The sequence below is a fragment of the Butyricimonas sp. Marseille-P2440 genome (assembly GCF_900091675.1).
In the GTDB taxonomy this organism is placed as follows: Bacteria; Bacteroidota; Bacteroidia; order Bacteroidales; family Marinifilaceae; genus Butyricimonas; species Butyricimonas synergistica.
Window position 1 is genome coordinate 238,503 of sequence record NZ_LT594608.1, and the last position, 26,196, is coordinate 264,698.

Annotated in this window: 16 protein-coding genes; 3 read left to right on the top strand and 13 right to left on the bottom strand. The window is 46.2% G+C overall.

What is annotated here, in order from left to right; translation table 11 throughout:
• Nucleotides 1–14: 14 nt before the first annotated feature.
• From BN8899_RS04660 to BN8899_RS04710, 11 genes are all read right to left on the bottom strand, one after another.
• On the bottom strand, nucleotides 15–947 hold the full coding sequence (locus BN8899_RS04660; RefSeq protein ID WP_065218515.1) for an ABC transporter ATP-binding protein: 933 nt from the start codon (nucleotides 945–947) through the stop codon (nucleotides 15–17).
• 33 nt (nucleotides 948–980) lie between these two features.
• The gene (locus tag BN8899_RS04665; RefSeq protein WP_082986905.1) at nucleotides 981–3,284 is read right to left on the bottom strand and encodes a Gldg family protein; all 2,304 of its coding nucleotides are present in this window, start codon (nucleotides 3,282–3,284) and stop codon (nucleotides 981–983) included.
• 11 nt (nucleotides 3,285–3,295) lie between these two features.
• The gene (locus BN8899_RS04670) at nucleotides 3,296–4,216 is read right to left on the bottom strand and encodes an ABC transporter ATP-binding protein (RefSeq protein WP_065218517.1); all 921 of its coding nucleotides are present in this window, start codon (nucleotides 4,214–4,216) and stop codon (nucleotides 3,296–3,298) included.
• Between the two features lie 41 nt (nucleotides 4,217–4,257).
• Complete coding sequence (locus BN8899_RS04675) at nucleotides 4,258–4,638, bottom strand: HsmA family protein (RefSeq protein ID WP_065218518.1); 381 nt, start codon at nucleotides 4,636–4,638, stop codon at nucleotides 4,258–4,260.
• A gap of 88 nt (nucleotides 4,639–4,726) precedes the next feature.
• Nucleotides 4,727–5,734, bottom strand: a complete 1,008-nt coding sequence (locus BN8899_RS04680; protein ID WP_065218519.1) for a hypothetical protein — start codon at nucleotides 5,732–5,734, stop codon at nucleotides 4,727–4,729.
• A gap of 4 nt (nucleotides 5,735–5,738) precedes the next feature.
• On the bottom strand, nucleotides 5,739–7,241 hold the full coding sequence (locus BN8899_RS04685; protein ID WP_065218520.1) for a RagB/SusD family nutrient uptake outer membrane protein: 1,503 nt from the start codon (nucleotides 7,239–7,241) through the stop codon (nucleotides 5,739–5,741).
• Between the two features lie 20 nt (nucleotides 7,242–7,261).
• The gene (locus tag BN8899_RS04690; RefSeq protein WP_231932261.1) at nucleotides 7,262–10,771 is read right to left on the bottom strand and encodes a SusC/RagA family TonB-linked outer membrane protein; all 3,510 of its coding nucleotides are present in this window, start codon (nucleotides 10,769–10,771) and stop codon (nucleotides 7,262–7,264) included.
• 169 nt (nucleotides 10,772–10,940) lie between these two features.
• Nucleotides 10,941–12,263, bottom strand: coding sequence for a FecR domain-containing protein (locus BN8899_RS04695; RefSeq protein ID WP_065218522.1), 1,323 nt, complete (start codon nucleotides 12,261–12,263; stop codon nucleotides 10,941–10,943).
• A gap of 77 nt (nucleotides 12,264–12,340) precedes the next feature.
• On the bottom strand, nucleotides 12,341–12,886 hold the full coding sequence (locus BN8899_RS04700) for an RNA polymerase sigma-70 factor (RefSeq protein ID WP_065218737.1): 546 nt from the start codon (nucleotides 12,884–12,886) through the stop codon (nucleotides 12,341–12,343).
• A 77-nt stretch (nucleotides 12,887–12,963) separates the two neighbouring features.
• Entirely contained in the window at nucleotides 12,964–15,573 is a 2,610-nt protein-coding gene (locus BN8899_RS04705) for a hypothetical protein (protein ID WP_065218523.1), read from the bottom strand.
• A gap of 17 nt (nucleotides 15,574–15,590) precedes the next feature.
• Complete coding sequence (locus BN8899_RS04710; RefSeq protein ID WP_018339645.1) at nucleotides 15,591–17,744, bottom strand: cation:proton antiporter; 2,154 nt, start codon at nucleotides 17,742–17,744, stop codon at nucleotides 15,591–15,593.
• Nucleotides 17,745–17,859: 115 nt separating this feature from the next.
• On the opposite strand from BN8899_RS04710, the gene BN8899_RS04715 reads away from it, so the two are divergent.
• Nucleotides 17,860–20,226, top strand: a complete 2,367-nt coding sequence (locus BN8899_RS04715; RefSeq protein ID WP_065218524.1) for a GH92 family glycosyl hydrolase — start codon at nucleotides 17,860–17,862, stop codon at nucleotides 20,224–20,226.
• 54 nt (nucleotides 20,227–20,280) lie between these two features.
• On the opposite strand, the gene BN8899_RS04720 is transcribed toward BN8899_RS04715, so the two are convergent.
• Together BN8899_RS04720 and BN8899_RS04725 are read right to left on the bottom strand one after the other, a co-directional pair.
• Nucleotides 20,281–21,297, bottom strand: a complete 1,017-nt coding sequence (locus tag BN8899_RS04720) for a 2-oxoacid:ferredoxin oxidoreductase subunit beta (RefSeq protein WP_065218525.1) — start codon at nucleotides 21,295–21,297, stop codon at nucleotides 20,281–20,283.
• A 2-nt stretch (nucleotides 21,298–21,299) separates the two neighbouring features.
• Nucleotides 21,300–23,144: a 2-oxoacid:acceptor oxidoreductase subunit alpha gene (locus BN8899_RS04725; protein ID WP_065218526.1), complete on the bottom strand. Its 1,845-nt coding sequence runs from the start codon at nucleotides 23,142–23,144 to the stop codon at nucleotides 21,300–21,302.
• 394 nt (nucleotides 23,145–23,538) lie between these two features.
• Here BN8899_RS04725 and BN8899_RS20335 point away from each other — a divergent pair, with 394 nt between their 5' ends.
• Together BN8899_RS20335 and corA are read left to right on the top strand one after the other, a co-directional pair.
• Nucleotides 23,539–25,089 (top strand): mechanosensitive ion channel family protein, encoded by a 1,551-nt coding sequence (locus tag BN8899_RS20335; RefSeq protein WP_082986907.1) that lies wholly within the window; start codon nucleotides 23,539–23,541, stop codon nucleotides 25,087–25,089.
• A 41-nt stretch (nucleotides 25,090–25,130) separates the two neighbouring features.
• Nucleotides 25,131–26,192: a magnesium/cobalt transporter CorA gene (gene corA, locus BN8899_RS04735; protein WP_018339640.1), complete on the top strand. Its 1,062-nt coding sequence runs from the start codon at nucleotides 25,131–25,133 to the stop codon at nucleotides 26,190–26,192.
• The last annotated feature ends 4 nt before the right edge of the window (nucleotides 26,193–26,196 follow it).

Below are 26,196 nucleotides of genomic sequence, written 5' to 3' on the forward strand. Positions count from 1 at the left end.
TCGATTTTAATCCATTATTGACACTCTTTCGCCTTCTGCACCAGTTCTGCGAAAATGGTTTCAAGGGTCTTCTTCTCCAGGCGGATTTCCGTCATACGCCAACGGTTCTCCACGCTCGCCCGCACAAGTCCGTCCATCGCTAAACGGGCATCCGAGAAACGGATCCGGAAATTATCGTCCCCTAACTCCTCGACACCCATCACCCCCTCGATCAACTCGATGGATGACAATGCCGGAGCATCCCGCAAAGTCACGAAGATGGAATCCGGACTCGCCAGACGGTCAAACTCCTCGATCGACCCGTCAAAAGCGACCTCTCCCTGCTCGATCATATAAATATGCTCGCACAAGGCTTTCACCTCCGGCAACAGATGCGAAGAGAAAATCACCGTATGCTCCTCGGCAATCAACCGGATCAGGGAACGGATATCCGCCACCTGGTTGGGGTCCAACCCGTTCGTCGGCTCATCGAAAATCACGATGCTCGGCTGGTGGATGATCGCCTGCGCGATCCCCACCCGCTGCTGGTACCCCCCGGAAAGATTGCGGATCAACCGTTTCCGGAAATGGGCAATCCGGCACAACTCCAGCACCCGCTCCACCGCAGCAGGGATCTCCCGCGTTTCCATGCCCCGCAACTCCGCCGCGTAATACAAATACTCGTACACGTTCAAATCCCCGTAGACAGGCGGGTTTTGAGGCAAAAAACCGATCTTTGATTTTGCCAGCATCGGATTTTCCCCAACCTCAACGGAATCAATGTATATCTTTCCTTCCGTGGGTTTGATGATCCCGCAAATGCTGTTCATCAACGTCGATTTTCCCGCCCCGTTTGAACCCAATAAGCCGTAAATGCCCCGCTTGGGAATCTTGATATTTATATCTTTCACCGCCCATTGTACACTGTAACGGTGCGACAAATGCTCTACTTTTATGATAGCTCCCATAACTCTCTTTTAAATTTCATTGACCGACATTCTTTATCTCGCCTTTCTCCTGAACCACAAAATACATCCACCCAATAGCACCAACAACGGCAATACCAACGAGAATACCCACTTGATTATGCCAAACTGACTCGGGGAAACGCTCACCTTATCCACCGGAGCCATCGGGCGAGGGATAAACAACGGGAATTCCCCGTCTGTCAGCCAGACTCCCACGGCGTGCATGACATGGCAACCGGATGCACTGTTTTCATTGTCAAACAGATCGGCATCCCCGACCAAAAATATCTTTTGCTGTTTGCCATTCACCTCCCGGCTCAAAGCGACCATGGTGTTGAACACCCCGCTCTTTTCTCCTGCCTGCGGGTTGAATTCAGCTTTTTCATCCTCAAAATTCGTGGTTTCCAATTCCGTCCAGCACAATTTCTCCGGATCCGTGTTGGTCAACACATGCTGTTGAAACCCGCGGTCTTCCACGATCTCGATCCCTCCGGCAACGGAAAGGTTCATCCGTTTACTAATCAACAACCGTCTCATTCCCAACTCCCGGGCGGTTTCCGTTTGGAAATAAACCGGCAACACCTTCTGGGATTGCGAATCGTTGGCATGTACCAACATGGGCGTCACTTCACAGCCCAGCAACCGGCGAAGGGTCGGATTCAGTATGTCGCGCCGACGAGGTTCTCCCAAGACGATCAAATTGCCCCCCCGGTTGATATACTCCTCCAGCACCTTTTCATGCGCTGCCGGAATCTCCTCCCGCGGGTCTGCCAACACGACAATAGTAATATCTTCCGGAACCGGCTGCTCCAACGTGATTGCCCGGACATCGAATCCCTGGTTGCACAAAGCCAATTTCTCCCGTTTCCCGTTCAACACCGATTGATACTCCAGCGGTTCTTTGCTGTCCAAGCGTCTTTCCCGGTGCCCCTGTACGAAACCGATCTGCGGTGTCTCTTTCACGAAACGTTTGAACGTTCCGACAACTCCCGACTCGTCAAAACGTGAAATTTGCATGTTCCGGCAAAAAACCTTTTTCCCGCTTTTCGTACAGAACACACGGGTAGTCGGGTAGCCCTCCTCTTTCAAGCCCACCGCCGGATCCAACTCCTCTTTTGACTTCAAGATCTTCGGATTGATCCCGTTTTTCAAGCAAAACTTCATGACCAGTTCTTTCTCCGATAAATCGGGGAAGTCCTTCACGAAATTCATATTCAAATCGGGCGTATCCATCGCGTAATAATACACGGTCTTGATCTTCATGTCAGGTTTAAAGCGGATGTAATCTTTAAACTCTTCCCGGTTCTTCATGATAAAGCCGGGATAAGCCAAATTATGATTGTAATAATAATCCAAAATATTGATATACGCCGTCACGTCAATACTTTCATCGATTTGCTCCATCACCTGCTGGCTCTCGGGATGCAATGAATTTTTTTGATCGGCAGTGACATCATAAAAAGCCATCAAACGGGGAACACACGACAAACTTGCCACCACGCCGAGCAGCACCACCACGCTCAAGTAGCGCAAAGCCGTCAACCCGGCAGGCGTCTTCTGACGGACGGAATTCAACCGAATGATGGTCAACATCAAGAAAGTCGTGCAAAGCGAAAGGAAATAAACCAAATCCTCGCTGCACAACAGTCCGGCAATAAAGGTCATCACCCTTTTAGGGATAGAAAGCCAATACGTGAACTCGCGGACAAAATCATACTGTTGCCACAATCCCCCGACCATACCCAGGAAAGAGAGAAGCATGAAAGTCATGATAGCAGCGATCGCCTGATGATTGGTCAGCGAGGAAACGAAAAGCCCGATCGCCATATAGGTACAAGCCAACAGGAATAATCCCAACAGCCCCGTCAACGCCCAAGGCAAATCAAAGTACTCCGTCGTAAAGCAGGTAAACAACACGTAAAACAACAAGGGCATCATCATCACTGCGGCATAGCCCACCAATGCCAAATATTTTCCCACGATAATCTGGGAATTGCGCAACGGCGAACTATACATCAATTTGATCGACCCATTGGCAATCTCCCGGCTCACGATACCCATTATCAGCAACGGGATATACAGGAACAGGTAGTCTTGTATATTGATCCACAAACCACCCGTGCTTATCCGTGTGGAAGAAATATCTATACTGCTAAATATATACTGGGTTATCTCCCGGAAACCGCTACGATAGGCAGAAGTATCCACCATACTCGTGTAACGGGCGATAAAAATCAAACTCGTCTGCACGATAAAAGCCACCAAAAGCAACCATGCGATCGGTGAAAAGAAGAGTTGCATCAACTCCTTTTTAGCTATCTTTAATATCATCCTCATAATTCGTGCTGTTATTTAGTTAATGCAGAAAATACGGCATCCAAAGAACTGCGCTCGATGCGCATCTCCTCCAGATGCCACCCCTTGGCGGCTGCCGCTGCCGCAATGTTTTCCAGTGCCTCGGTGTCGTCACTGAAACGGACACGGAAAGCACCGTTTCCCAACGCCTCGGCTCCCGTCACCCCAACGATAGCATTGACTTCCCGCACATCCGGTTCCGAGAGAATTTTCAAAAAGATACTATCCGGAACAATATAATTGTCAAAATCACTTGTGCTCCCTTTGAAAATCGTTTTCCCCCGGTTCACCATCACGATTTTATTGCAAACGGCTTGCACTTCCGAGAGGATGTGCGTTGAAATCAACACCGTGGAGTCCTGTGCGATTTCCCGCAACAAACGACGCACCTCCAGTACCTGGGTCGGGTCCAACCCGTTCGTCGGTTCATCAAAAATCACCAAATCCGGCTTGTGGATAATTGCCTGGGCAATTCCCACGCGTTGCTTGTATCCCCCGGAAAGGTTACTCAACAAACGGTAGCGGAAATGGGTTATCCCGCACCGTTCGAGCACTTCGTCCAAAGCTTTTTTAATCTCCCGGTCGGGCATACGCCGGATTTCAGCCGCATGCCGCAAATATTCCTCAACGGTAAAATCAGGATATATCGGCGGGTTCTGGGGCAAAAAACCGATACGGGCTTTTGCCTCCAACGGGTGTTTCTGTATGTCGATACCGGCAATGGACACCTCTCCGTCGAATTGGCGCAATATGCCGCAAATGATATTCATCACCGTCGACTTTCCCGCCCCGTTTGGTCCCAGCAAGCCGCAAATGTCATGCTTCCGGACCTCGAAGCTCACGTTCCGCAACGCCCAGGCGGCAGAATAGCGGTGACTCAAGTGATTTACTTTCAATATTACATCCTCTTCCATAAATATATAAATATTAAGCACAAGTGCTAAAGTTCATAAAGTCAAATCCTTGCCAAAAATACTCCGCCTATATACGGGATCAACCAGAAAGCCCAAACGAACACGCTGAATTTGCTGAAATTTTTCTTTGCGTGCTCGCTGCCTTTCCAATACGTCCAGACGGCCCACAAGGCATGAATCGCCATGAGGATGATAGCCAAAAGCCCTGTAACGGCATGCAAGGGGTCTGTATTCCCTCCGTTTGCCGAGGCTATTCGCGACATCAAAGCCGTTCCCAACGTATCGGCACAAAGTCCAAACAAGAAAAAGATAATGTGCCATAATTTCAACGTGCGTTGTATTCTTTCCGCCCAAGTCCCGATGGAGTAAAATACCAATGCCAGCGAGATGCTGATAATTGCTGTTCCTAAAAAAGCTGTCATAATTTGTAAAGCGCAATACTTTTGAAGACTCCCCGATATTCCGATGAAGGAATACCGGGAAATCCGATTGATGTTTTAATGTAAATGATTAAATTTCCGGATGTTGCAACTTATCCGTGTCGATGCCGTATGTTTTCAGCAGTTCGATCATGAAATTGTATTTTTGCTTGATCCAGTCGATACCGGTTTTTCCGTCCACTCTCCCGTCATCGGCATCCGCATACACCCGGCTGAACAATCCGACAACAGAGGGATTGTTATCCTGTGAACCTATTGCCACCGGTTCTGCGTTCAGGATATCCAAAGGCACCATTGCCAAATTCAGGAAAGCCATAAAGTCGTTCATGCGCGATTGGGTGATATTCCCGTTCACCAATGTAGTATTTGTCAAGAACCCTCTTTTAAACAGATTCTCCCCTTGCAAAGATGCGTAAGTATAAATATGACCTGTTAGCATAAAACCGTTATCATACTCGAATACATCATTCTCTTTCAAGATGGACATAAACGCATCATTCAAGTCTTTGGAAAAATAAAGTTTGTCATTCGGTTTGATCGTATCGTAATCCGTACTCGCCCAATTGACAGCCAAGCGATTAAAGCTACGATAAACATTTAATTTTGTCGTATCGCGAATGGTAATCGCTACACCGTTTTCATATTTTGTACCGACCGTGACCACTTTCCCCAAATTGGAACAAATCAAAAAACGGAGCGGCATATAATTTTTCAAATACTCCTCGGGATAAATTTTAAAACAGCACTTCTCGCACATGTCCAACACTTGCCCCACGTAATTGGGGTCGGCTTGTTTCCCGCATATCTCTCCGGTAGCTGTAGCCACGTAGACAAAATCTTCATCGTCCTGCAGAAACTCCGACCATGACATACTATTCCAAAAAAGATCCTTTTTCCCGAATTCATACAGGATATAAAAACCGTACTTTGTATTATAATCCACGATTTTGGAGTCGTAATCATGATCCCCCTGGGGCAATTTATAAAACGTCTCTTCCCCTTCCGATGGGGTGAGTTCATCCTCGTCATTACATCCTGCCGCCAAGGCAAGCACCAACAATAAATAAATCCACTTCATAACGTTAATATTGGTTTTGTCTTAAATTACTATTCTTTTCCAAGGCTACCCGCGGTATGGGCAAAGCATAGCGGGGATCGTTTGCTTCCAATACATATTTGCTCTTGTTCGATTCCTGGTAGAAGAACTCATGCTCGATCCGGGGCATTCCCGTGCGACGCATATCGAACCAGCGGAAGTTGCCTTCCCAGCAAAGTTCCCGGCGGCGTTCTCGCAGACAGAGGTCCAACAGCTCCTGGGGGGAAGCGAAATCGCTCAACTGTTTCTCGATGCAATCTCGAATCCGGTTGCTCCGCAATAGGTTCAGGTCATCCAAGCCCTTCTGTCCGGCAACGACATCGCCATTCTCCGCATATTGGCGGATATAAGCCTCTGCCCGGTTCAGGTACACCTCGCCCGTCCGGATGCCAGCGTAAGAGTCGATTGCTTTATAGATGCCGTTAATCCATTCTTGACGGACACCATTAACGTAGGCTATACCTCTTTGCAAATAACTTTTGCTGTGTGTTACGGTTGCCCGGATATCTTCCTCTTGCTCCGGATCGATGTCTTGCCCGTACAGATTCACCAGTTCGTCCGAAGGTAACCAAGGGCTTGGGTAAGGCCAGCCAAAGATTAGCTTGCTACCTGTTGGAGGTGTATAATGGCATGCCCACAAAATTTCATCCGGGCAATAACGGACACTCCATATTTTACCGTATCCGGTATAGTCCGGGAAATAAGCCAGGTTCTCGTTGGCTTTAAACACCGAATCGGCGTACTCGATACATTTGTCCCATTTTCCCATGTAGAGGTATGCCCGGGAAAGCAGCCCGTAAGCCGCCGGACCGTTCATCCGGTATAGCGTCAGGTTCTGCGGATTTGCCTGCATCAACCGGGCCCCTTCCGACAGGTCTTTTTCAATCTGCTCGTAGACGCCCGCCACCGTCCCGCGGGAAGGTTTCTCTTCCGTGACCCCGGATCTTAATTTCAAAGGCACTCCCGGGTTTTTCGCGGGATCCCCGTAAGTGTACGGCAGGGAGAAGAAATTCACCAAATGGAGGTAATAAAAGCCGCGCAATGCCAACGCCTCTCCCTTCAAATAGGCTTTCCGGTCGTCATCGCCTTGCATATCGTCCACGTAGTCCAAGGCGATGTTACACCCCTTGATCCGTTCGTACGGCAATGACCAATAATCCGTGTGTGCCTTCTCATCCTCGTCCCCTTCGTCAAACATGGTGACATCGTAACAGAATATTCTGCGCCACGTCTCTTTTAGGTTTTTAAAAGCACCTGCAGTAGATGCTTGATTCTCGTCGTATAGACCGCATTTTACCTCATCCGTTAGAAAAGCGGTGATATAATTAAACATCTCCGACTCCGTTTCTGTCAGATAAGCCTCCCCTTCTAAGATTTTTTCCATATCCGAAACGGTTGAAGGGCGTATCTGGTTCTGGCTGGTCTCTTCGAGAAAATCGTCACACCCGAAAACCGCCAAAGCTACAAGTATATATATGAATTTTTTCATAGGCTTTATTACAATGATTTTTAAAAACTAAGACTGATACCCAACGAGTAATCGTGACTCATCGGTTGGTTGCCCAAAGCTACTTCCGGATCCCTGCCCAAGAAATCCTTGCTCCGGATCTGGAACGGGTTGGTCATGGAGAATGAAACCGAAAGGTTTTGCAGGAAACGGGGCAATTTGGCGGGCGGAAGGGTATAAGCCAGCTGGATCGAGCTGCAACGGATGAACCAAGCGTCCACGACCCGCACATTGGATTTGGCATACAATTCATACGGTCTCAAACGGGTGCCGACAGCCACGGGAACATTTATCGGTTGGGCACTGGAGGAAATATTCGGCAACGAGGGAACCGTGGTCGTATTCTCGTCACCCGGTTTCCGCCAGCGTTTCAGCCATTCAGTCGACATATTGTACTCTTCGCCCGGTATGGACTCGTAATTGGAAGACATCGGCGCCATGAAGGATTTGTTTCCGAAACTGAAATACAATCCGCTGGTCAGGCTCAAGGTTTTGTAGCGCAAGGTAAACGACATCCCGCTGGTGAAATCCGGATCCATTTTCCCGGCATAGTCCATGTACAGGGTGGCGTCCGACGCAGCTGCATCCAGATCGATTCCCGTGAGGTCGAATTGCGGTCCCCCGTTCTTGGGATTCAAACCCGCGAATCGAAATGCCCAGAAGCTGGATACGGCGTATCCCTCTTTGTTCAGGTTCCCGGCGGCGGCTTCCTGCCATCTGCCATTCGGTTCGAGGGTAGAGTTGATTTTATTGTTTATCTTACCGAAATTGAATCCCAAGGTAAGCAACCAATCCTTGCTCCGCCACGGGGTGAAACTGATCGTAGCATCCCATCCGGAGTTTTTCATCTCCCCGCCGTTGATGGCGCGGGAAACGATACCGTTTTCCAGAGGCACCTCTTGTTGCACCACCATGTCGGTGGTCTTCTTGGAATAGTATTCAAACGATCCCAGGATATGGTTTTTGAACAGGCTGAAATCCGTACCCAAGTTAATGCTCTGCACCTTTTCCCATTTCAATCCCGGTGCCGGCAACGTGGGCACTTTCAGCGTGTATCCACCACCAGTTATAGCCGGATTGGCAGTAATCGTGGCGATCAGATCTGGACTGACGCCGTTAGCCACGTTCCCCTGGAACCCGTAGGTGAAGCGGATGTTCATGTCGCTCAATAAATCTTGTCCTTGCAGCCAATGTTCCGATCCCACGTTCCAACGGACCCCGAGAGCCCAGATGGGGCGGAAACGGGTGCTTTTATCTTGTCCAAACTGGTTGGAGGCGTCTGTGCGCACGCTTACGTTCACGGCATAACGGTTGTCATACATGTAAGACAAAGCCGTGTAAAAGGAGACGTTATTCGATTTCGTCCGGGTCAGTTTGGGTTGGTTTTTCAAATAGGGATTGGTGTATACGACCATTCCGTTCCCGGTTCCCTCTGTCCGGTATTCGGGTAGATTGACAAAGATATGTCCTTTATCGGGCAGATAACCGTAATTAGTTTGATTGAAACTGGAGGTGGAGCCGCTACGCATCTCTTGCCCGAGCATGGCAGAAAAAGAGTGTACCTCGTTGAACACCTTCGTGTACTCCAGTTGGTTTCTCCAACCCCAATTTTCACTACTGTTTCTCAGTTCGGTCATTTCACCGCCCACCGGCAACCAGGAGTTGTTATAGGCATCACTGCCCTCGGCTACCGCTTCAAAGTCGTATTGCCGGATAACAGCGATGTGATTCGACTGTTCCGTGTAGTAAGTTTCCCCATGAGTCGAGTTGTAGCCGTAAGAGAAGGTCGTATTGAAATTCAAATCATCCCGAATCTTCCAGCGTAACGAGAAATTGGCATTTACGTTAGAAGTCGTGTTTTCGTTGCTACTATTGCGCAACTCATTCAGTACATTAAATTCATACCCGTTCGTTGCCTTGTAGAAGAAATATTTCCCGTCTTCGTTGTAGGCTCTCAAGGCACGGTTGGTCGAGGTGGCATACCCGTAGGGATCCCCCCCGACAAATGCAGAAGTCTTTGAAACACTTCCGTTCAAACCGACATTGAAGGTCACGCGGTTCCACATGGTGGTTGTCAAATTCAGGTTTCCCGTGTATTGCTCCTGGTCGTTCCCGATAGCGGTATTCTGCGTATTGTTGTACCCGAAGGAGGCACGGTAAGTGGCTTTGTCGCTTCCGCCCGAGATACTGACATTATGACTGTGGCTGAAAGAATTACGAAAAAGAAGATCAAACCAGTCTGTGTTATTCGTTTCCAGCTCGCGTACCCCTTTGCTAAATTCTTCCAGGCTGATCTCCCGGCGCTCGAACGCAAGAGCCAAGCCCAAGTATCCCATTTTCTGGTCCGAGCCCAGCACCAGTCCGTTCTCGTAAGCCTCGCGGGATACATCCACGCGTTCCTTGGAGTTCATCAACTCCATCCGGTTGTAATTCAAACGGGGAGTAAGCGACATATTGGCATTATAGTTCACGGACATACGCCCTTTTTCTCCCTTTTTTGTATTAATGACAATCACGCCATTGGCGGCTTTCGTTCCGTAGATGGCGGTAGAGGATGCATCTTTCAGCACGGTGATGTCTTCGATGTCGTTCGGATTCAACCAAGAAATGGCACCTCCCACGAAGTCTTTAATCATGTCCGTGTTATCCGGGTTCAGGTTGGTCAAGTCATTGGATTTGAATGGAAGCGGGTCCTCCTGTATCACGCCGTCCACCACCCATACCGGTTCGGCGCTACCCAATAGAGTGGACGTTCCGCGTACTCTCACCCGCTGGCGGGTTCCAGTCAAGCCGCTCCTATTCATGACTACCATCCCGGGAATCTTTCCCTGCAAAGCCTGCTCTAGGGTTTGCGTACCGGTCAACACTAAATCTTCTGCTTTCACGTAACTGGTAGATCCTGCCATGGAGCGTTTTTTCACGGTCTGGTAACCGGTGACCACCACCTCATCCACCACTAGGGCATCTTCCTCCAAAATAACGGTCAGTAATTTCTGTCCCTTCCACACAACCGTTTTCGTTTTCATCCCGACAAACGAAACGACAAACGTCACGGTATCCTTGAACGTGGAATAGGAGAACTCGCCATTGACATTGGTTGCCACACCGCTCTTCGTGTCCTTCTCCATGATGGTCACCCCGGGTAACGGCTCCCCTTTAACATCTTTCACCACGCCCTTGATCACCGTCAGCTTTCTTGCCGGCTTCTCATCATCCTTCACCCGAATAACCACTAAACGTCCGTTAATCTCGTAAGTCAACTTCGTGTCGGCAAGACAAATATCCAACACCTCTTTCAGATCGGCTTGCTTCACGTCGATATGAACAGATGAGACACGATCCACATCCTCGATAGAATACAAGAAAGTAAATTCCCCTTTCTGTTCGATAATCTTGAACACGTTCTCCAATTTCCCGCCTGACATTGAAATATCATATTTCGCCGTCTGCGAATAAACGCCTGCCATGCTTTGCAAGACACTCACCATTAATAGTAATACTGTCACTTTCATTTTTAACAGATTAAATTGCAACTTTCTTTTAACGAGAAAGTCTAATCCTCGTTTTTTTTTCATAGATTTGTCTGTAATTATTAAAGTTAAACGTCATTGTTGGCTTGTTGGCGCAAGCAAACAGTTATGAAACTCTAGGCAGGGACGTGTTGGCGCACGTCCTTGTTTTTTATCTCAATCTCACTATAATTTTCTTTTCATCGACGGCAAAAGACACTTTACCCGTCTTTTCCAGCATTTTCAATGTTTCCGAAATATCCGCAAAACGCTCCATGATTCCCGAGAACACGATATCCTTCGCCCCTGCCTGCTCGTAGAACACCGTCACGTTATACCAGCGAGCGACGTCATCCAATATCGATTCCAAGCGTTCGCGCCGGAATACAAATTGTCCCTTCGTCCATGCCCGATACGCCTCGGCATCCACTTCCCGTATTTCCAGACTATCTTTTCCCACGAACAAATTAGCTTGTTGGTTCGGTTCCAATACAATCTTCCTTGCACCAGCCTCAACCTCAACCTTCCCGCTTACCAACGTTGCTGTCGTTCGCCCGTCCTCTTTAAATGATTTCAAATTAAAAGAAGTTCCCAACACGGTTACCTTCATCCCGTTCAAATCTACCACGAACGGCTTGTCCTCATCTCTTTTTACTTCAAAATAAGCCTCCCCTTCAAGACGAACGTGGCGTTCGTCCCCGACAAAAGCCACCGGGTAAGTCAACTTCGTCCCGGCATTCAACCACACCCGGGTTCCGTCAGCCAATGTCACGTTAAACTCGCCACCCCTGGGTATTTCCAGTACATTCATCCTCTCCTCTTTCATCCCTGCTTCCGATTGATAAAACAAAGCTTCATTCACCTGTTCGATCCTTCCGGACAAACTATCATCCACGATCACACCATTCCTTCCCCCCAAAACAACTTTTTTACCCTCTTCCAAATGCAAAATAGCCTTTCGTTCGCCTGGAGAAATCACGGCGACAGTTTTCACGTCCTCATGTTTCCCCTTATGCCCTGACATCGTGCCCATAAACCAACCCGCCACAATCAACACGACCACAGAAGCCGCATATCCCATCCATCGCCACGATAGATTTCGCCGCCGGGGAGCAATCTGTTGCTCGATACGATTCCACACTTGTTCCCGATGAATTGCCCGGTATTCCTCGTAACTCCGGCTCAACGTGCTGCCTTTCGACAACTCGTCAAATACCTGCCGGTTAAAATCAGACTCATCCAACCAATCCCGCAACTCCCGTTGTTCTCCTTCGGTAGCGATTCCGACTTTATCCTTGTAGATTAAATCCGCTATGTGAATATACTTCTTCGTCATTTTTGTTGTTTTTACATCCATAAAACAACCAAAAAAAGAAAACGGGTAGTGGAAAAACGAAAAAAAATCATTCGTCAACACCTGCTCTACCGATTCGCTACCCCAAAAACCAACCATGAACCAATCATAAACGAAGCATGAACGCAAATTTACGTTCATGCTTCGTTTATGATTGGTTCATAATTGGTTTATATCCGCAGGAAGCAGTAGAGAAAAGGTAAAGTAATCCCAGTTTTTCACACGAGAAACAACAAGTAAAATTTATCTTTCAACTTATCACGCAGCAACTGGTAAGCATTTTTCTTGTGAAATTTCACCGTGTTCAATGAAATTTTCAATTCATTGGCAATTTCCTGATTATCCAGACCTTCCAGATGAAGCAAGCATACTTTCCGGGCGTGTTCCGGCAGGCTGTCGATAGCCGAGAAAATTAACCGGCGAGTTTCTTCCTCGATCACGGATTTCATGTAATAAAGTTCGGAATCTTCCTCTTGAAGGACATCATTCATGTACTCCTGTTCCACCTTACGGTGTTTCAACACGTTGAGGGCTTTATTCCGCACCGTGGTATAAAGATAAGCCTTAATCGAGATTTCGTCCGGGAATTCCAACCGATTTTCCCACAAAGCTAGAAAAGTGTCCTGAACCAATGATTCGCATTCTTCTCGCTCCTTCAAATAACGATCGGCAAAAAGAACCAAGGAATTAAAATACTGATTGAACACCTGCTTAAACTCAAGACGTGTTCCATTCTTCAATATAATACTGTAATTCCTATTCATAAATACATCCAACATTCACTACTTCAAGAAGCAAAGATGCAAATAAATTCGGAGAAAACAAATTACCCCTGACAATATCATTTCAACACCAACGGCACCCGCTTCCGGCAGATAATCCCATTCGAGGTGATTCCTTCCACGATAACCGAATACTTTCCGTACGTATCCGCCGTGTAGAATGACACGCTTGCCGGATTCTCCCGATCTATGGTTATGACAGGTTTCCAGTAAATCGTAGAACGTTCATCATAGCGGTTATCCTTTCGCACAGAGTCCACGTCATATTTCGGCACATAGAACTCATCCGGAACTTGGAAACCCAATAATTTAAAAGGCAACACGTTCGGGCGTCCCAAGGGCTTCGGAGTCCATCCCGGTTCCGCAGAAATAATCAAAACCCCATTCGCCCCCCGATCGCCAAAAAAGATTTGTCCCTGCATACGATCCAACAAGGAGATATTCCGCAAGGCGCCTACCGGGATTAACCGGATTTGATCCATCGGTTCCTCGAAATCGTTCACCAAAATATAAAGCTTACGCCCAAAATGCTTGAAACAATCCTCACCCTCATCGTCTTTCTCGAAAGTGACACCGGGTAACAACTGGATGATCTGGGTTATATCCATCACCCCGTTCTCGGCAATCTTCGCGGAGTCCAACTGATGATATGCCAAATTATCATAGAAAGAATAGGATTTCTTTATTTTCCGCCGCACAACTTGCACCTCATCCAACACGTATATTTTCTCCCCGTTCTCGTAGTAATAATTCAACCCGTGCCGCTTGTAGAATTCCTCCTCTTTCTTTTTCTCCTGCATATTGTACGGCAAGTCGTAAACGGGAGGAAGAAACTCGTCCTCGTCCACTCGCACGGTAACCCCCCGGCGTCCTTTGGCACTCAATGCCTGTACCAAAAAACTCGTGCTATCGTGGAATGCGATCCCGTTAACCACGAAATTTCCCGTCTCGTCAGTCTCCACCATCCGGCAAAGCCCGTAATTGGAAATCAGTACGATATTTGCCCCTTTCGACTTTTTCCCCCAGAAATTATTCACCCGCCCGGACACGATTTGCCCGATCTCCAACGGGAATTTCAATACGGCAAATTCTCCCTTTGCAATCTTGGATATATCAAAACGAGTCCACCCGTGAGTCATCATCACGAGATCAAGATGAGCGTCGATCTCCGGCGTCGTGTCATTGAAATAATAAGCCGGATTGTCGATATACCCCTTCAAATCCGAAGTCAACAGCAAATTAGACAAAATGTTATCTTCCAATGAATCCTGTACCACTTTCTCGTCATCTGTTACAGATATGGAAAAAGAACCGTCCAAATATCCCTTGAAAGGAGCATCGAAATCAATTTCCATTTTCACTAACTCCCGGCTAACATAAGTCGGTTTATTCGTGGTAATTTTCAACTCGGGACGCTGTTTGAATTTCCGGAAAAACAAGCGTTGGCTATACACGTTCGCCTCCTCGTCCATCAACACAATATGCGAGATTCCCTCGGGAATCATGCTCATATTGATGCTTCCTTTTGTCAACCCGTTTACCCGATTGGAACCGATAAGCATACCGCGACAATGTATCACGGCATACAATTCTTTCGGCAATCGGGCATTTTGGGCTTTGATAACCCGGTAGTGCAACATGGAATCCTGTCCGACAAGCGTGACTCCCCACCCGTCATCGGAAACCTTGGGCAGATCAAATCGTTTCTTCACTCCATCTTCCGTTTTCATGATGGCATAGAACTTCTTGCCCGGGTTCACGGGAATTCTGAAACATCCCATTCCGTCGTGTTGAGTTTCGATCTCGGCAATCGCCACGGAATCCTGATACACCTCGCCACTGGCATGAACGGCTCGCCCGTCTGCCCCGATAGCTTTAAACGCTACTTTTTGCCAATTATCCGATAATAAAGAACCGCCTTCTGGAAAAAACTGCACGTCAAAATCCCGCAAATGAGACGGGATATGAATATATCGTTTAAAAGGGAAGGGACGCCCTTCCGGGAATTCCACCTCAATCGTCTTCATCGTGGTATCTATTTTCACCTCGAATTTCCCCTCTTTATCCGTCCGGGCATTCTTCTTGGAATAAGCATCTTTCTTGATTCCGGCGATATACGTCAGCAACACCCGGTCATAAGGCTCCCCGTCGGCGTCTAACAAACGAATGGTCGCCGTGTAACTATTCTCCCGGTTTTTCGTGTAGGTCACGTCCGTCCATACCTTGGAATCCTCCGGGTTAATGACCCGTATCTTCTTCTTGAACAGGAAATCTTCTCCTTGATTCTGCATATAATAAGTATATCCCCGCAGGCAATAATCGCCTTGTTGCAAATCTTTCGGGATATTTACCTGACCGTAGAAACAGGAATCACGTTCCACCACCTTTACTCGTTGTATCACGGAATCCCGGCGATCCACCAGATCGACATACGCGTAACGACTGTACACCATCGGTTGAAGCCCCGCGGCGTGCACGAGATACCCCCGGAACCAGATTTTTTCGCCCACGTTGTAAACACTTTTATCGGTATGCAAATACAACTTTTCTTGTTGTAATTCCCGAAGTTGTGCCGTCAAATTTCCCAATAATTGCTTCTCGAACGGGGACAATTCTTTAAACGCGTAAATAAGTAAAATAATTCCCACAAAGACCACGACTTTTTTCATAAACCTGTCAGATAAAATTATTTATTCCTTTTAAACAGACTTCTCAACACGTCAGCCAAATCATCCAGGCTATCACGTGAATCGGCGTGAGGCATACTCTTCAGCGCTCCTAACTCTTGCTCCCCGATACCGATTTGCATCGGATAAATCAAAATACAGCTATGCTTGTTGAAATACTTGTTCAGATAGGTCGGGATCATCGCCATATTCCTCACGTAAGAGGGATAAGTCCGACGGCTCATTACGATCATCAGAGCATCGTTTTCCTTCACGTCCCGGGAAATAATCAAGAAATCATCCCAACTGGCAAACTCGTTAAATTCAACTTCTACCGGATGTTTCGAATTCACTTCCCGCAACACGGACAAAACCGATTCATCTGCATAAAATATAATTTTACTGCTCGAATTCTTGGCAATATTCCAGATCCGTATTACCCAGTACGGGAACCCAATCTCCCGTTCCGCACGGGAAGGCACGACCACGATATATCGTTTTATCGTTGACAAGGGTTGAGTGGGACGATACACTAAAGTCGTGGTCGCACATTTCGACAGCACCCGATCGGTCAAATTCCCCAGGAAGGTATCCGATATTTCCCCTTCCTTGCGGAGCCCCAACACAATATCCGTAATTTTGTGTTCTTTCGTGGCATTCTTGATACCGTTCACCACATCATCATCATAACGCAACGAGGTCTCCAATTTATTGTCTGTTGCCGCTGCCGCCTTGGAGGCTTTCTCCAACAGCATATTCGCCTTCTTCTCTGCCGTCGGGTCGCCCACGTCTGCCTTGATTACATTCAATGCAGTCATTACAGCCTTCGCTTTCTTCGATTTAATCGTCACGGCTAGATTTATCAACTCTTCCACATTCTCGCTATTGCTTAACGGAATCAATATTCGGTCTTCCTCTTCATCGTCATTATCCAACTCGTCTCCCGCAAACTCAGCCAACGCCACTTCCTGCGCCCCTTTCTGCGTGGCAAAGGAAGCCACGATACAAGTTACCAAAATCATCACGATAGTCCCGTTCAACACGCTCTCGTTCAACAGACGAATAGGTTCGCCTTCCGGCGTCGTCCCTAAAATCACGTTATAACCGACCAACACGGCTGCCAATGTCGCAGCAGCCTGGGCATTGCTCAATCCGAAAATCAGCGTTCTTTCCGAACTCGTGAATTTAAAATTCTTTTGAGCCAACCATGCCGGAATAAATTTAGCGATTGTGGCAACAATAGTCATGACCACCGCAACCCATATTGAAGTCAAATCATTAAAGAACACGTGAAAGTTCACCAACATTCCCACTCCAATCAAGAAAAAAGGGATAAAAAGCGCATTCCCCACAAACTCAATGCGATTCATCAGGGCGGAGGTATTCGGGATCAAACGATTCAACGCAAGTCCCGCAAGAAATGCCCCGATAATCGCTTCCAATCCGGCAGCTTCCGCCAAGAATGAAGCAAAAAAGACCAGTCCCAACACAAAGATGAACTGCCCCACACGGTCGTCATACCGCTTGAAGTACCATCGTCCCACGACAGGAAAGCCCCACAAAACCACGAATGCAAACAAAACGGTAGAAACACCCAAACGAATCCAGAAGCCTTGTGTCAATTCACCCGTGGACATTCCCACGATCACCGCCAACACAAGCAACGCGAGCAGGCAGGTGACCACCGTCCCTCCGATCGTGACGTTGACCGCCCTATTCTTCGTGATACCATATTTACTGACAATCGGGTAAGTCACCAGCGTATGGGAAGCAAACATACTCGCCAGCAATATGGAAGTCGGGTAAGAAAAATCCAACAAGAAAACTCCCGCAAAAGTTCCCAAGACCATCGGGATAAAGAATGTGTACAAACCGAAGATCAGACTTCTCTTGCTGTTCTTCTTGAAATCCGCCATATCTATTTCCAGACCGGCAACAAACATGATGTACAACAATCCTACCGTACCGAACAACACAATACTACTATCCCGATCCATGACATGCAAACCGTAAGGACCTATCACGGCTCCGGCTATAATCAACCCAACAATATCCGGAATCCGGAAACGATGCAGCAAAAGGGGTGCGAACAGAATGATAAAAAGGATTACAGAGAAAATCAACACGGGATTGGTCAACGGCAGTGTAATACTCAATATATTCTGATAGATCATAAGATTGAATTTTAATTCTTAGCATTACAAATTTATTCTTTTTTAATGAAGAGAGAATTAAAAAAAGATAAATTTGTAGGCAAAATCATCAAAACTTATAAAAATAAAACGATTCATGAGAACTCTCGTTAGCCTATTCCTGTTAATATCACTACTTTACTCGTGCCAAGAGGAAAGTAGAAAAAAACAACCCGTGGACTGGGTTGACCCTCAAATCGGCTCCGTGCATTGCCGATGGTTTTTCTACACGCCTGCCGCCCTCCCCATGGGAATGGCAAAACTAGCCCCGACAACGAACGCTTACGGGAGTTACGGAAGTTGGTTGCCTTGCGGCTATGACGACCGTCATTCCTCGATTGAGGGGTTCGCTCACTTCCATGAATTTCAAATTGGAGGAGTCGTGACTATCCCGACCACGGGTACGCTGAAGACGCTCCCCGGTTCCCTCGAGAATCCGGACGAGGGGTATCGTTCCCGTATTGACAAAAAAACAGAATACGCAACGCCGGGATATTATTCTGTAAACCTCACGGATTACAATATTAAAGCGGAACTCACGGCAACAACCCGCACTGGGTTCCACCGCTACACATTCCCGGCATCCGCCGAAGCCCGCATTTTGTTCGACATCGGTCACAAACAAGGCGAAAGTGCCACAGTAACAGATGCCGAAATAACCTATCACCCGGAAAACAACGAAGTAACCGGATGGGTCGAGAATTACCCGATTTACGCTACCTTTTGCCAGCCCAACGGGAAAGTTAAAATTTACTTTGCGGCGAAAATAGACAAGAAGCCGGAATCTGTCGGTACATTTATCAACGACAAGATCAGTGAGAACACAAACACGACGCACGGTGTAGGATGCGGATTATTCTTGAACTTCTACACAAAAGAGCGGGAACAAATCCAAATGCAAATGGGGTTATCCTACACGAGTATCGAAAACGCCCGTAATAACCGGGAAACGGAAGCTGCAAACAAAACATTCGACGACGTGAAAAATAGCGCCCGCAACACATGGAACAAAATGCTGGGACGCATACAAGTCGAGGGAGGCACAAATGAAGACAAAACTAAATTTTACACCGGATTGTATCACGCTTTGCTCGGCAGAGGCATTTCCAATGATATCAACGGACAATTTATCCAACACGATAGAACCATCGGACAAATTCCATTGGACGAAAAGGGGCAACCTCTTTACTCGCACCACAACACAGACGGAATGTGGGGAGGTTTCTGGAATCTCACCCAAGTATGGACGCTTGCCTACCCCGAAATCTATTCCGGTTACGTGAAATCCAATCTCGACTTTTATAAAAATTCCGGTTGGTTACACGACGGAGAAGCCGCAGGAGTTTACACGAACGGGGTACAAACCAATTTTCAAGGATTAGTCATTTGCGCGGCGTATCAAGCCGGAATCCGGGATTTCGACATCCCGAACGCTTGGGATGCCGTGCGTAAAAACGAACTGGAATACATCGGCAGGGACATGGGCAACGGGAAATACGATAACGAGTACTTTATCAAAGGTGGTTACGTGCCTTTAAAAGATTATCACTACCCCAACGGCTGGACATGCAATTTCGGGGCATCCCACACGTTGGAATACGCTTTCAGTTGCTATGCCGCAGCTCAACTAGCAAAAGCCCTGGGCAAAACAGCAGAACACGACACGTTAATGCATTACTCGTACGCATACAAAAAACTTTTTGACCCGGAAACGAAATATATGCGCCCACGAGAAGAAAACGGCACATTCATGCAAGATTTCGACCCGATGAAAGGCTGGAAAGGCTTCCAAGAGGGGAATGCCGCTCAATACACGTGGTATGTTCCCCACGACATAAAGGGGCTGATCGACCTCATGGGTTTGGAACTATTTAATGAAAGACTTGAAAATACTTTTACAGAATCCCGCCATACATTTTTCGGCGGAGGGAAAGAAATTGACAGTTTCTCGGGAGTCGAAAAATTGTATAACCAAGGGAATCAACCTTGCTTGCATGACGCATGGTTATTTAATTACTCCGGGAAACCGTGGTTAACTCAATTATACACACGCTTGATTTGTGATGAATTTTACGGGGTAACACCTGAACACGGTTACGGATACGGGCAGGATGAAGACCAGGGACAATTGGGAGCCTGGTACGTGCTGGCAGCCATGGGCTTGTTCGACGTGCAAGGCGGAACAAACATCACGCCCTCCTACCAAATCGGCAGCCCGAAATTCAGCAAGATCACGATTAAACTAAACCCTAAATATTATTCCGGCAAAGAATTCGTGATCGAAACGGAAAATAGTGCCCCGGAAAACTATTACGTTCAATCCGCCACACTAAATGGGAAACCGCTGGAAGATTGCTGGTTTTATCGCAAAGAAATCATGAAAGGCGGGCATTTGAAACTGAAAATGGATTCCGTTCCCAACACCCGTTGGGGGATTGCATCCATGCCACATTCCAAGGATTAAAAATAGAGGCGTCCCGATGGAACGCCTCTATTTTCAATATTATCAACTGATACTTTATTTCACTTCCCAAACATCACCGCTGTTCAATAAATCTTCAACACAATGAATCGGTGATTTTGCTTTCACGTCTTCAATTTGTCCTTCCAAAGCATCATTGTAAGTTACACCTTCCACATCGCGGATCACACCTAATGCCACGGGATATTCCGGCGCTTTCATGTGTACCAGCATCCAATGTATAGAGGGATTTACGCTATGTGCATCATGTACCATAATGTCGTCAAGAGTGATTCCGTCTTTGCCGATCTCCACAACTTTCAACTTTCCGGCTTTCATATCGAACATGATACCTTTATCTTTATTCTTTCCGAAAACCATCGGTTCGCCGTGCTTCAAAATCAACTGACGATCCTCTTTCATCTCTTTATCAGTAATAGCAGAGTGAGCCCCGTCGGCAAAAATAACGCAGTTCTGAAGAATCTCCACAACAGCGGTTCCTTTATGACGCACCCCCGCCTCTATCACTTCAGCCGTCAAATTGATATTCATATCCAACGAGCGGGCAAAGAATTTTCCTTGTGCACCGATTACCAATTCCCCCGGGTTAAACGGAGTTTCGATCGTTCCATAAGGAGAAGTTTTCGTCTTAGTTCCCAATTTCGTGGTCGGAGAATACTGTCCTTTCGTCAAACCGTAAATCTCGTTATTGAACACTAAAGTAGTAATATCAATGTTCCGGCGGATAGCGTGAATAAAGTGATTACCCCCGATAGCCAACGCATCACCGTCACCGGAAACTTGAAGAATATTCAATTTCGGGTTAGCACTCTTTGCCCCGGACGCGATAGCGGCAGCACGCCCATGAATCGTATGGAATCCATACGTGTTCATGTAGTAAGGGAAACGGGAAGAACACCCGATTCCGGAAATAACTGCCCACGATTCTTTCGGGTACCCCAATTCAGCCATGGCTTTCTGCACGGAGTTAATGATACCATGGTCACCGCAACCCGGACACCAACGAATCTCTTGGTTGCTCTTAAAATCTTTCGGTGTATATTGTTCTGCCATGATTATTTTCCTAATAATTCGGTTATTTTTTCTTTCAACTCAACTACCGTGAAAGGTAATCCAGCTACTTTGTTATACTGATAATAAGTGTAATGCGGGAATTTAGCTCTCAAATATTGAGCAAATTGCCCCAAGTTCAACTCGCAAACGATGATCTTCTTGAATTTACCGAGTACCTCGTCCGTGTTCTTCGGAAGCGGATTGATAAAGTTGAAGTGAGCCAAACTTACATCCTGTCCCTCTTCTCTCAATTCACGAACAACCGAGTACAAGTGACCGTAAGTACCACCCCATCCAACAACAAGCACGTCGCCACCATTCTGGTTCCCGAAGATTTCTTGTTGCGGAATATAGTCAGCTATTTTAGCCACCTTAGCATCACGCAAATCCGTCATCACCTGATGATTCTCCGGCACATAGCTAATCTCTCCAGTAATATTTACTTTCTCCAAACCGCCGATACGATGTTCCAATCCTTTCGTGCCCGGTAAAGCCCACATTCTGGCTAAAGTTTCCGGATCACGTGCATAAGGTTTGTAATCATCACCTTCTTTGGCTACTCTCGGCGTAATAGCCGGGAAATCTTTCAGAGAAGGAATTTTCCAAGGTTGAGCGCCGTTTCCAAGATAACCATCCGTCAACAAAACAACCGGAGTCATATGTTCAATAGCTATTTTAGAAGCCCAAAAAGCATAATCAAAACAATTTCCCGGGGTACTTGCAGCAACTACCGGCATAGGGCTTTCACCATTACGTCCGTAAAGAGCTTGCAATAAGTCAGATTGTTCTGTTTTCGTGGGAAGACCGGTAGAAGGACCTCCACGTTGAACATCAACGATAACCAAAGGCAATTCAGCCATAACTGCCAAACCGGCAGCCTCGCTCTTCAAGGCAAGACCGGGTCCCGAGGTTGTTGTAATAGCCAAATTCCCAACGTAACTTGCACCGATTGAAGTACAAATTCCGGCAATCTCGTCCTCTGCCTGATAAGTCTTAACCCCCAAGTCGCGTCTTAACGCCAACTCTTGCAAAATATCCGTTGCCGGAGTAATAGGGTAAGAACCGCAGAACAAAGGCAAATTAGCCTTTTCAGCAGCAGCCAAGAATCCCCATGCCGTAGCTTTATTTCCGGTGATCGTACGATAGCGCCCTTTCTCGATTTGAGCGGGAGCCACATTGAAATGCACTGCCAGCGCATGAACATTAGAAGCGTAATTAAATCCGCTTTCCAACACTTTCACGTTAGCTTTAGCGATTTCCGGCTTTTTAGCAAACTTCTGATTGATAAAATCTCTCGTGTGATCTACCGTACGATCGAACATCCAGTAAATCATACCAAGAGCAAACATATTCTTACATTTAACGATAGACTTTTGATCCAGGCCACTGTCTTTCAAAGCTTCTTCCGTCAAAGTTGTGATCTTTACAGGAATCACGTTATAATCTTGCAAACCAACATCTTCCAGCGGGTTTTCTTTATACCCGGCTTTCTCGATATTCTTGTCATTAAATGCATCTAAATTCACGATAATCGTCGCACCCTTTTTAGCCCAACGCAAGTTGGCTTTCAGCGCAGCAGGATTCATCGCCACAAGCACGTCAGCAAAATCACCCGGCGTCTTTACCGGATTATTTCCAATATGTACCTGGAAACCAGAAACACCACCTACTGTACCTTGCGGGGCACGAATCTCAGCAGGATAATCCGGAAACGTTGATACACCGTTTCCAAATAAGGCTGCAGCATCCGAGAACTGCGAACCCGTTAATTGCATTCCGTCTCCCGAATCTCCCGAAAAACGAATTACAATGTTCTTTTTGTCGATAACTTTTGTCTTTTCACTCATGACTTAGTTACTTGTTCTTTAATATTAGATTATAAATAATATACTATAATATCACACTGATTTTATGTTGTAAAACATGCGTAAAGGTAGCCAATACAAATATCTAAACAAGTTTGTATCAAGATTTTTTTCTTTTCAGATATTGCCTTGACAATCAAGACCAAACATGTTAAAAAACATATTTTTCAACCCATATAAAATAAAACCGTTCTAAAGAAGAACCGGTTTCCCGTCGTTTTTTTGTTACTTTCCCGTTACAGTTGAAAATTTAAATGAAGAATTTTCCTTTCAAAATGGAACAAATGCAGGGCAAAAATTGTATAAATAATAAGTTTTGTATAATTTTATCGAACAAAAGGTACATAATAACCTATTTAAAATAAGACATATTACCATGAAATATTACTTGATTCTTCTTTGCTTGGTAATAGGGATCGCAAGTTGCGGAAAGAAATCAAAACTCTCTGATTTTATTGAAAATCCCGACGATCAGAATCCTTACACGATCAGTTCCACTCACGTGGGCATCATTCAAAGAGGTACGAACATCAACCAATTGTACTCGCTATACCCCAAAAAACAAATCAAACTAATAAAAAACAAAGGCGGATTCTTCAATCAAGAATTTGACGATTACAACGTGTATGACCGGGACGGAATATTGCTATTCACAGCGACTCCGGAAGTTTCAGGGGATACCAGTTCATATATAAACCGGATCATTATCCGGGATACGATTTTCAAAACAGCCGAGGGCATCGGACTGAACTCCACGCTGGGAGAACTCCGGGACGCTTACCACAATATTCACTTTCTCCCTTCCTCGGGTGAGATCGTTGTTTCCGTTCCAAAAATCAGCACCAACTTCTTAATCAATAAAGCAAATCTGGATGATTCATGGTGGGATAATACGACCAATGACATCATAGAAAAAAACATCCCGGACAGTACACAAATAGACGGTGTCGTGGTATTCTGGAATACCAAAGAAGCCGCATCCAAAGTTCCTGCCGTGTTTACCGCAAACTTTTGGAACGAAATGTTAACTAAATTAATTACCTGGTGCGTGATACAACTACCCTCTATCGCTATTTTAATAGTACTCTTTGTTTCCTTGCTGCGAGCTTTGCGCTTCACGGTCAAAAAGATGAAAAAAATAGCCACCACCAAAGCCCACAAAGCAGCAGACATTGATGACGGAGAAGCAGAAAAACGTATCAACACACTCACGGGTATTATATATGGTATCGGAAAAATCTTCTTATGGGTCATCTTCCTACTGATACTCCTCGGTAAATTCAATATCAATATAGCTCCCATCCTCGCCAGTGCCGGTATTGTCGGCTTGGCAGTCGGTTTCGGGGCACAAGAACTTGTCCGGGATTTCATTTCCGGATTCTTTATCTTATTGGAAGACCAGTTACGAACCGGCGATTGGGCTGTTATCAACGGCACGGAAGGACTGGTTGAAAAAATCGAGTTACGAACCGTAACCCTGCGGGATAGCTCGGGAGTCGTACACATTTTCCAAAACGGAAAAATTGACACGCTTTCCAACATGACCAAAGAATGGTCTGCAATCGTGCTAAACATAGGCATTGCCTATAAAGAAGACACGGATAATGCCGTGGCACTCATGCAACAAGTCGGGGATGAAATGCTCAATGATCCTCAATACAAAGACATCATGCTGGAACCTGTATCCATCAGTGGAGTAAATGATTTCGCGGACAGCGCCGTGATGATTCGTCTTGTACTCAAAACCAAACCTATGCAGCAATGGGCTGTCGGACGAGAATATCGCCGAAGATTAAAGAAATTATTCGACGAAAAAAATGTCGAGTTCCCATTCCCATACCGTAGTATCACGTGGGGAGATAGTTCCAACCCCATCAGGCTAAAAATAGAAAAATCAGATTCGGATATTTCCGATATTCCAAAATAACTTCTATCTTTTAGTTTTTAACTTTAAACTTATATCGTATTATGGCCAGATTTCTAAAAGATCGGACAAAATCACAAGGAGCAGCACCCGGTTCACTCATTTTTATCGGGAAGCAAAAAATGACCAAAAACTCCATCCATGTCATACAATATACACAGGAAGGGGTCAAGGAATTTTTCCCCGAAACCATGAACGGCATCCACGATATGGTTTCCAATGATCATATGACATGGATCAATATCTCCGGTCTTCAGAATACAAGCCTTATTGCCGAAATGGGGAAGGCTTTCGATATCTCTTCCCTATTTTTGGAAGATATCCTAAACACAGACCAACGTCCCCGTTTCAGCGAGGAATCCGATCACCTGTATATCATTGCCAAAACATTCTACCTCGGAAATGAAGATAACGTGGTTCATATGGAACAACTCTCCTTTATTGCAGGTTCCCACTACCTTATCACCATACAGGAAACGGATGCCGATTATTTCAAAGATGTAAAGAAACGCCTTTATGACGGAAAAACCCGTATCCGCACCTTTGGAATAGACTATCTATGCTATGCCTTGCTGGACACACTCGTGGATAGCTATATTATCAATCTGGAAATACTGGGAGCCGCTATTGAAGAGAGAGGAAGGAATATTCTTGACTCTGACGCAAAAACAATAGAAGATCTTTATCATTTTAAAACAGAGTTATCTTATATACGAAAAAATGTTCGTCCTTTTAAAGAAGTAACAACCCGCTTCACGAATTGCGACTCCCCTTTAATCAACGAACGCACATTCACTTACTTGCATGACTTGGACGATCTGGTTCTACAAGCTCAAGAAGCCATAGAAATTTACTATTCCATGGTATCAGATCAAATAAACCTCTACCAAACCAATACCAGCAACCGCATCAATGATGTCATGAAAGTATTGACCATCTTCTCCGCCATCTTCATCCCCCTCACCTTCATCGCTGGCATTTACGGGATGAACTTTAAATATATGCCGGAACTCGATAACCCTCATGCCTACTTCGTTCTGTGGGGGATCATGATTGTTATCACGATCATCATGCTCCTTTATTTCAAACGAAAGAAATGGCTCTGACAAT

Coding starts and splice junctions, on each gene's coding strand:
- BN8899_RS04675 (WP_065218518.1), bottom strand. CDS start 4,638: ATGACAGCTTTTTTAGGAACAGCAATTATCAGCATCTCGCTGGCATTG.
- corA (WP_018339640.1), top strand. CDS start 25,131: ATGGCCAGATTTCTAAAAGATCGGACAAAATCACAAGGAGCAGCACCC.
- BN8899_RS04695 (WP_065218522.1), bottom strand. CDS start 12,263: ATGAACGTAAATTTGCGTTCATGCTTCGTTTATGATTGGTTCATGGTT.
- BN8899_RS04715 (WP_065218524.1), top strand. CDS start 17,860: ATGAGAACTCTCGTTAGCCTATTCCTGTTAATATCACTACTTTACTCG.
- BN8899_RS04665 (WP_082986905.1), bottom strand. CDS start 3,284: ATGAGGATGATATTAAAGATAGCTAAAAAGGAGTTGATGCAACTCTTC.
- BN8899_RS04690 (WP_231932261.1), bottom strand. CDS start 10,771: ATGAAAGTGACAGTATTACTATTAATGGTGAGTGTCTTGCAAAGCATG.
- BN8899_RS04680 (WP_065218519.1), bottom strand. CDS start 5,734: ATGAAGTGGATTTATTTATTGTTGGTGCTTGCCTTGGCGGCAGGATGT.
- BN8899_RS20335 (WP_082986907.1), top strand. CDS start 23,539: ATGAAATATTACTTGATTCTTCTTTGCTTGGTAATAGGGATCGCAAGT.
- BN8899_RS04705 (WP_065218523.1), bottom strand. CDS start 15,573: ATGAAAAAAGTCGTGGTCTTTGTGGGAATTATTTTACTTATTTACGCG.
- BN8899_RS04720 (WP_065218525.1), bottom strand. CDS start 21,297: ATGGCAGAACAATATACACCGAAAGATTTTAAGAGCAACCAAGAGATT.
- BN8899_RS04670 (WP_065218517.1), bottom strand. CDS start 4,216: ATGGAAGAGGATGTAATATTGAAAGTAAATCACTTGAGTCACCGCTAT.
- BN8899_RS04700 (WP_065218737.1), bottom strand. CDS start 12,886: ATGAATAGGAATTACAGTATTATATTGAAGAATGGAACACGTCTTGAG.
- BN8899_RS04685 (WP_065218520.1), bottom strand. CDS start 7,241: ATGAAAAAATTCATATATATACTTGTAGCTTTGGCGGTTTTCGGGTGT.
- BN8899_RS04710 (WP_018339645.1), bottom strand. CDS start 17,744: ATGATCTATCAGAATATATTGAGTATTACACTGCCGTTGACCAATCCC.
- BN8899_RS04660 (WP_065218515.1), bottom strand. CDS start 947: ATGGGAGCTATCATAAAAGTAGAGCATTTGTCGCACCGTTACAGTGTA.
- BN8899_RS04725 (WP_065218526.1), bottom strand. CDS start 23,144: ATGAGTGAAAAGACAAAAGTTATCGACAAAAAGAACATTGTAATTCGT.